8 protein-coding genes and 1 pseudogene are annotated in these 6,357 nt (G+C 37.9%); 4 read left to right on the top strand and 5 right to left on the bottom strand.

The features are described from left to right. Positions 1 to 39 precede the first annotated feature (39 nt). The 5 genes and pseudogenes from CVS81_RS10225 to CVS81_RS08305 all read right to left on the bottom strand — a co-directional run bounded on the left by CVS81_RS10225 (position 40) and on the right by CVS81_RS08305 (position 3,545). Complete coding sequence (locus tag CVS81_RS10225) at positions 40 to 564, bottom strand: methyl-accepting chemotaxis protein (protein WP_413784309.1); 525 nt, start codon at positions 562 to 564, stop codon at positions 40 to 42. Positions 565 to 1,308: 744 nt separating this feature from the next. Continuing rightward, a pseudogene (locus CVS81_RS10220) lies at positions 1,309 to 1,830 on the bottom strand (cache domain-containing protein); the annotation flags it as partial. A 276-nt stretch (positions 1,831 to 2,106) separates the two neighbouring features. After that, the gene (locus CVS81_RS08315) at positions 2,107 to 2,649 is read right to left on the bottom strand and encodes an SCO family protein (protein WP_107965667.1); all 543 of its coding nucleotides are present in this window, start codon (positions 2,647 to 2,649) and stop codon (positions 2,107 to 2,109) included. Between the two features lie 9 nt (positions 2,650 to 2,658). Continuing rightward, positions 2,659 to 3,123 carry a hypothetical protein gene (locus tag CVS81_RS08310; protein ID WP_107965666.1) on the bottom strand — a complete coding sequence of 155 codons (465 nt, stop codon included), beginning with the start codon at positions 3,121 to 3,123 and terminating at the stop codon, positions 2,659 to 2,661. Beyond that, positions 3,123 to 3,545, bottom strand: a complete 423-nt coding sequence (locus CVS81_RS08305; protein WP_021088383.1) for a copper chaperone PCu(A)C — start codon at positions 3,543 to 3,545, stop codon at positions 3,123 to 3,125. The genes CVS81_RS08310 and CVS81_RS08305 overlap by 1 nt, the downstream gene beginning before the upstream one ends. Before the next feature lie 136 nt (positions 3,546 to 3,681). Here CVS81_RS08305 and CVS81_RS08300 point away from each other — a divergent pair, with 136 nt between their 5' ends. Genes CVS81_RS08300 through CVS81_RS08285 form a run of 4 tightly spaced genes read left to right on the top strand, consistent with a single transcriptional unit; the run spans position 3,682 to position 6,336 of the window. Continuing rightward, the gene (locus tag CVS81_RS08300) at positions 3,682 to 4,647 is read left to right on the top strand and encodes a L,D-transpeptidase family protein (RefSeq protein ID WP_107965665.1); all 966 of its coding nucleotides are present in this window, start codon (positions 3,682 to 3,684) and stop codon (positions 4,645 to 4,647) included. A gap of 2 nt (positions 4,648 to 4,649) precedes the next feature. Beyond that, positions 4,650 to 4,889 (top strand): CmeU family protein, encoded by a 240-nt coding sequence (cmeU, locus tag CVS81_RS08295; RefSeq protein WP_004317595.1) that lies wholly within the window; start codon positions 4,650 to 4,652, stop codon positions 4,887 to 4,889. Then, positions 4,882 to 5,895, top strand: coding sequence for an alanine racemase (locus tag CVS81_RS08290; protein WP_107965664.1), 1,014 nt, complete (start codon positions 4,882 to 4,884; stop codon positions 5,893 to 5,895). Before cmeU ends, CVS81_RS08290 begins: the two co-directional genes overlap by 8 nt. A 9-nt stretch (positions 5,896 to 5,904) precedes the next feature. Further along, on the top strand, positions 5,905 to 6,336 hold the full coding sequence (locus CVS81_RS08285) for a peptide deformylase (protein WP_107965663.1): 432 nt from the start codon (positions 5,905 to 5,907) through the stop codon (positions 6,334 to 6,336). Positions 6,337 to 6,357: the final 21 nt, after the last annotated feature.

Here is a 6,357-nt window from a genome sequence, read left to right as displayed (position 1 = left end):
TATGCTTTGTGTTTAATTGTAGTTGCTTGTGTTGTTTGATTAAAACCTCTTCTTCCTAACCTCTTCAACTATAGCTTTAGCCATCTCATCTACTTCAGATGTTACTTCGTTTGCTTGGTTTGCAATTGCTACATTTTCTTTTGTTAGGTGATCTATTTGAGCAACTGATTGATTTATCATATTGATGCCTTCACTTTGCTCTTTGATTGATTCACTCATCTCATTTATTGATTGAGCTAATACATTTGTATTTGCTTCTATCTCACCAAGTGATTTTTGAGTACGTTCAGCTAGTTTTCTTACTTCATCAGCAACAACTGCAAATCCTCTACCATGCTCTCCTGCTCTGGCTGCTTCTATTGCAGCATTAAGAGCAAGTAAATTTGTTTGATCTGCTATATCTCTAATGATAGTTATGATGTTTTTAATTTCATCTGATTGTCTTATAACATCAGCTGTCTTTTGAGAGATGGCATTCATTGAGCTAGACATTTGCTCAACTGCAGCAGCTGATTCTTGAAGTGAGCTTGCTTGTGTGCTAGCACCTTGCGTAAGCTCTTTCATAGCCAAAGCCAGAGTCGTAGCCTTTTCTTCAAGCATCTTGGCATCATTTAAATTTGAGTTTAGCATAGAGCAAATTACTTCACCCATATTTGATACTCCAAGTATCATAGCCTTTAGATCGGCCTCTAGCTCTTCATTTATCTCAACCTTTGCTGTAAAGTCGTTTTTAGTATATGAGCTAAGAACATTTGTTATGCCCTTTAAATTTGCTGAGATAGATGTAAAGAATTTATTTAGTAGCTCTTTTAGCTCATTTAGCGATGGGTTGTTTGGAGTTGAGCCTATCTTTGCTCCAAGGTTTCCTTTAATCATTAAATTTGCTACCTTATTTAGCTCATCTATCATAGTGCTATCTTTTTTGATGCCAGCTACGACTTTGTCGATGTTTTCATTTATAGCTTTACTCATCTCACCAAATTCATCATTTGATCTTACCTCTAGCTTGCTTGGTGCTTTTGCTTCGTAAGTTACAAATTTAAATAGATCATCAAGCTTAGATTGGATAGTTTTTATAGGGTTAAGAGACTTTTTAAGTAAGAAATAGACAAATGCTGAGAGGATAACGATAAATAGCACTGCTAGGATTAGCTGGATCTTTAGGAGGGGTAAAGTATTTGACGTAAATACATCTTTTTGCATAGCAGAGATAGCCAGCCAGCCACGATCGTTTAGTTCTATAAAGTCAGCATATCTATCCTCGCCCTTTGTATTTTTATAGGCAATTAGTCCGTTTTCATTAAATTCTTTATTTTTATATCTAGCGACTAGCTTGCTTGTGGTTGGATTGTCTTTGCCGACTAGATCTTTATCAGGGTGGATGATGATCTTGCCATCTTTATCTACTACGTAAGCATAGCTATAATCAGTCTTGCTGATACTCATGATCTCTTTGCTTAGCTCTTCGATGCTAACATTTGTCGCTGTTACACCGATGTCTTTTATAGGAGCAACGAAGCTTATCACCATTTGTTGCAAAGATGCAGATACGTAAGGATCAGTAAAGGTAATGTTATTTTTTTCTTTAGCTAGTTTATACCAGTCTCTAGCTCTTGGATCATAGCCATCTTTTGGAGTTTCATTTTTGCCATTTGAGCGGTACATCGCACCGTCATTATAGCCAGCATAAACAAGTCCAACCTCTTTATTTGACATCGATTTGGCTTGAGCTAAGATGGCGTCGATGCCGTTGCGGTTATCGTCTAGTTTAGACAAGATAGAAGACATGCTCTCTACGATGTGAATATTGTTATTAAAAAATGTATCCATTGCATTTTTAACATCTTTTAGAATTTGGCGCTGTGTTTGCGTGACTAGCTCGGTTGTTTTGTTTTGGGCAGTGTAGTAACTAGCAGCTGACATAGCCACAAACGATATACATAGAGCAACTATTAGCATTAGTGCTATTTTATTGGTGATTGACTTCACACGAATTCCTTTACATATGATTTACATTGTCGCAATATCGGCTAGTTTAAAAAGAATTGTATAGCTGTTTAAGAAGTTTTTCTTTAAAAGTAAGAAATTTTGATCTAAAAGATAAATTTAAGGTCTATCTTTTATTAAATTTAAAAGATTTTCTCTGATATTTTCATTAGTTAAATTTGAAATTTCACTGTAGAAATTCCCATCTTTATCTAGCAGATAGATAGCGGAGCTGTGAGCGACAGAGTAGCCCATAGCAGAGTTTTTAAGATGCACTTTTTGGTATTTTACGCCGTAGTTTTTAGCAACTTTTGGTAGATCATTCATCTTTAGTCCGTCTGCATCTTTGTAGAAATTTTTTGCCATTAGGGTTAAATTTTCAGGCGTGTCACGATCAGGATCAAGAGTGATGAAAAGTAGCTCAAAGTCGTCTCTTTTTAGTCTGTTTAGCTCATCGCCCACAAGAGAGAGCGTAGTAGGGCAGACATCGGGGCAGTAAAGATAACCAAAATATATCGCTTTATACTTGCCGTTATAGTTTTTAAGGCTCACTTCGCCATGCTCTGAAAGCGCCTTAAAATCATACTTGTTCGGCTTTATAAAAAGCATCGCAAGACCAGCGCATATTAAGATTATTATTAAGCCCCAAAGTGTCTTTTTCATCATTTGCCCTTACATTTTTAGATCAAGATCGACAAAAAATCCAGTCTCTTTTTCGCCATCAAGCAGCTTAAACCTATACCTCATAAGATCGACTACGCAAGCACTTAGCACGACTTGTGCTATTAGATTATCACCTCTTTGATCAAGCCTTGCCTTTATAGAACCCATGTTCATGTTTATGCCATCGATTACAAGGTTTGGATCTTTTAGCCCTAAATTTTTGCCATTAATGATCTTAAAGCTAAATGGCCTCATCGCAAAGATCGGTCTTGGCGAGATGTCTATCTTTAGCTTAACGCCATTAAATTTCACCTCGCAAGCATCTTTGTTTAGATCGCATTTTAGAGGATCAAGCGATGTATTTACATCGGAAAATTCAGGCGGATCCTCTTTGCTGACCATAAATTTATGACCTATCCAAAAAGCGCCTGCTACGATAAAGATGAGTGAAAAAAGGATTAGAATTTTTTTCATTATTTAAAGTTTTTGGTTACTCCGATATTGTCAAGCTTGATGCTCTCGCCATTGCTAAATTTAAGCTCCAGATCAACCTTGTCGCCATCTTTTATAGGTCTATTTAGATCCATAAGCATGATGTGAAGACCACCAGGTGCTAGCTTTGTCTCGCCATTTTTAGGGATAACAGCGTCTTCAACCTGAACCATAGCCATCATGCCATTTTCCATCTTGTGAGTGTGAATTTCAGTGCTTTTACAAACACTTGAATGAACGCCAACTAGCTTTACATCGGCATTTGAAGCATTTTTGATATTCATGAAAATAGCGCTGTTGTTTGTGCCAGGCTTTGTGTCTCTAGCTCTGACATTTTCTAGGCTGATGTCAGCCGCCATTAGTGTAGAAGCCGCAAGCAATGCACCAAAAACAAGTTTTTTCATATTTTTCCTTTATGGTAAATTAATAATGGTTTTCAGATTATACATATAAAGAAACTAAAATTCCCTTTAAAATTTAAAAATTGAAATTTTTTAGGTTATAATTACGCACTAAATTTTACTTTTTGGGACACTTCACTTGAAAAAGATACTATTTTTCTTCATCGCGTTAGCGCCTTGTCTTTTTGCCCAAAATTACGAAGAAATTTACTTAAAAAATGGTCCATCTGCCGTCATAGAAGCCATTGAAAAGAACATTTTAAGTAAGGACTACTGGCTAAACAAGCTCAAAGACAAGGATGTTAGATACGGATATTACGACAACGAGATACTTCTAAGCGTGGTCGATAAGACTTACAAAGAGCTTGAGGTCATCTCTTATAAAGACGGAGTTACAAAAAAACTCTTTAGCTCAAGCGTCATCGTTGGCAAAAATGGCGATAAACTACTTGAGGGCGACCTAAAAACGCCAGTTGGCGTCTATCAGCTCACACGTAGATTTACGCCAAATGACAGATATCTTGGCCCACTTGCTTTTTCTCTTTCATATCCAAATTTACTTGATAAACTTGCAAAACGTAATGGCAGCGGCATCTGGATACATGGCTATCCGCTCGATGGTCAAAGGACAGATGAGCTAAAGACAAAAGGCTGCGTGGCTATGCAAAATGACATCTTGATGAAATTTGACGAAGTTATAGACCATAAAAAAACGCTCGCATTTATCTACGAGGACAAGCGCCCAGAAGCAAGCGTGAACGACATAGCGGTGATCATCTCTGGAATTCTTAACTGGAAGAAGACTTGGAGCGAGAGTGATATCGATAGCTATTTGAAATTTTATGATAAAGATTTTGAACGATATGACGGCATGAGTTTAGAAAATTTTAAAAATATGAAACGAGCGATCTTTGCTAAAAAAGAGAAAAAACATATCGCTTTTTCAAATTTTCTCATCACGCCTTATCCAAACCTTAAAAACGACAAGCTCTTTCGCGTGAGTTTTTATGAGGATTATGCTGCTGATACGCATAAATTTGCAGGTCAAAAGACCCTTTATGTCAAACTTTATGGTGATGAGATGAAAATTTTTATAGAGGAGTAGAAGTGGAAAAATCTCAAGAAGTAAAAGAGAAGATAGAGAAAATTTTAGAGGCGAGGTCTGCGTTTTTTGCTGAGCTAGACCGCCAAGTGCCAAAGAAAAATGGCACTGACGTCTTTGACTTTAGCAAGGTCAAAGAGGCTGATCTAAAAGAAATTTACGCTAAATTTTATGCATTTGACTACAACGTAAGAAAGCTCTTGCCTGACGTTTATAAAGCTTATAATGTGAATTTCAATGTCTGAGATACGCCTAAACAAAGCAGCCTATATCCACAATCTAACTAAAATTTGTGACAAAGCTGGCGGAAAAGAGAAAGTGATCGTCGTGCTAAAAGATAACGCTTATGGGCACGGCGCAAGACTCATAGCTAGCGAGGCTAAGAAATTTGGCATAAAAAACTGCGCTGTAAAGAGCGAATTTGAAGCAAATGAGATCGCTGATATCTTTGAAAATATCTTGATCCTCTCGCACATCCCAACAGGTGATGAGAGCGCTAAATTTACCTACGCCATAAACGACATAGACGCACTTTTGAAGATAAAAGAAAATACAAAAATCAACCTCGCCATCGATACTGGCATGCATAGAAATGGGCTTGATATAAACGAGCTTGATTATGCATTTGAAATTTTATCTAGAAGAAATTTAGAGCTTCTTGGCGCTTATACTCACTTTCGCGCAAGCGATGAGCTAAATGCTGATTACTTTGTGCAAAGAGAAAACTTTAACGCCGCAAAAGCGAAAATTTTAGCTCTTTGCGATGAGTTTGGTATAAAAAAACCGATCTTTCACTCTCACAACTCAGCCGCCCTTGAAAGAGCTAGCGCGGTTGAAGATGAGATGGTGCGTGTGGGTATCGCTCAGTATGGATATGCCCAGTTTAATGGCTCTTTAAATTTAAAGCCAGTGCTTTCACTTTGGGCAAAGCGCGTTAGCAGGCGGGTTTTAAAAAGTGGTCAAAGTGTGGGATATGGAGCTAAATTTATAGCAAAAGATGATATAAACGTCGCTACTTACGACCTTGGATATGGCGACGGACTGCTAAGATATGGCGGAGATGGCGAGCTAAGACTTGCAAACGGCGAGATGGTACTTGGCAAAATTTCGATGGATAGCTTTAGCTGCAAAGATAGTGGCGAGTGGGTCTGTGTCTTTGAGGACGCAAATGTTTGGGCTAACTTTTTTGGCACGATAAACTACGACATCTTGGTCAAACTCTCGCCAAATATCACTAGAAAATTTATATAAAGGTAATATGTGAAAAAGTTTGTTTTATTAGCTCTTGTAAGCCTTGCTTTTGGTGTGCAAGAGAGTGAGTTTAAAGTCTATGAGCAGATACTAAATCAGCTTGATACAAAGCAGATCCCAGCCTTTGTCGTCCAAACTGCAAAGCCAAATTTGCCAAGCAGGGTCGATGAGATGATCACGCTAAAAGATGTGAGCAGCGACGGGCTAAACATACATGGCGAGTTTGTCTTAAATGAGACCAAGACAAAGAAGCTAAAAGGCTACAACAAGGCTCAAATTTCGGCTTTAAAAGATGAATTTTATCAAAACGGAAAAGAGGCGCTTTGCAACTCAGGCATGGCAAGGGCTGCGCTAAATCGCGGCATCACACTAAGTGGTAGCTACGGCTTTGAGGGCAGACATCTTTTTGATTTGAAGCTGGATAAGAGTAGTTGCGAGTAGCCATTTTTGCGCTGTTTTTTT

This window comes from Campylobacter concisus (assembly GCF_003049065.1).
In the GTDB taxonomy this organism is placed as follows: domain Bacteria; phylum Campylobacterota; class Campylobacteria; order Campylobacterales; family Campylobacteraceae; genus Campylobacter_A; species Campylobacter_A concisus_BE.
This window is presented reverse-complemented; position numbering and strand designations above follow the sequence as displayed.

What these genes read in the sequence shown, in the direction of transcription:
- CVS81_RS08290 (WP_107965664.1), top strand. Translation starts at nt 4,882, where the DNA reads ATGTCTGAGATACGCCTAAACAAAGCAGCCTATATCCACAATCTAACT.
- CVS81_RS08310 (WP_107965666.1), bottom strand. Translation starts at nt 3,123, where the DNA reads ATGAAAAAAATTCTAATCCTTTTTTCACTCATCTTTATCGTAGCAGGC.
- CVS81_RS08305 (WP_021088383.1), bottom strand. Translation starts at nt 3,545, where the DNA reads ATGAAAAAACTTGTTTTTGGTGCATTGCTTGCGGCTTCTACACTAATG.
- CVS81_RS08315 (WP_107965667.1), bottom strand. Translation starts at nt 2,649, where the DNA reads ATGAAAAAGACACTTTGGGGCTTAATAATAATCTTAATATGCGCTGGT.
- CVS81_RS10225 (WP_413784309.1), bottom strand. Translation starts at nt 564, where the DNA reads ATGAAAGAGCTTACGCAAGGTGCTAGCACACAAGCAAGCTCACTTCAA.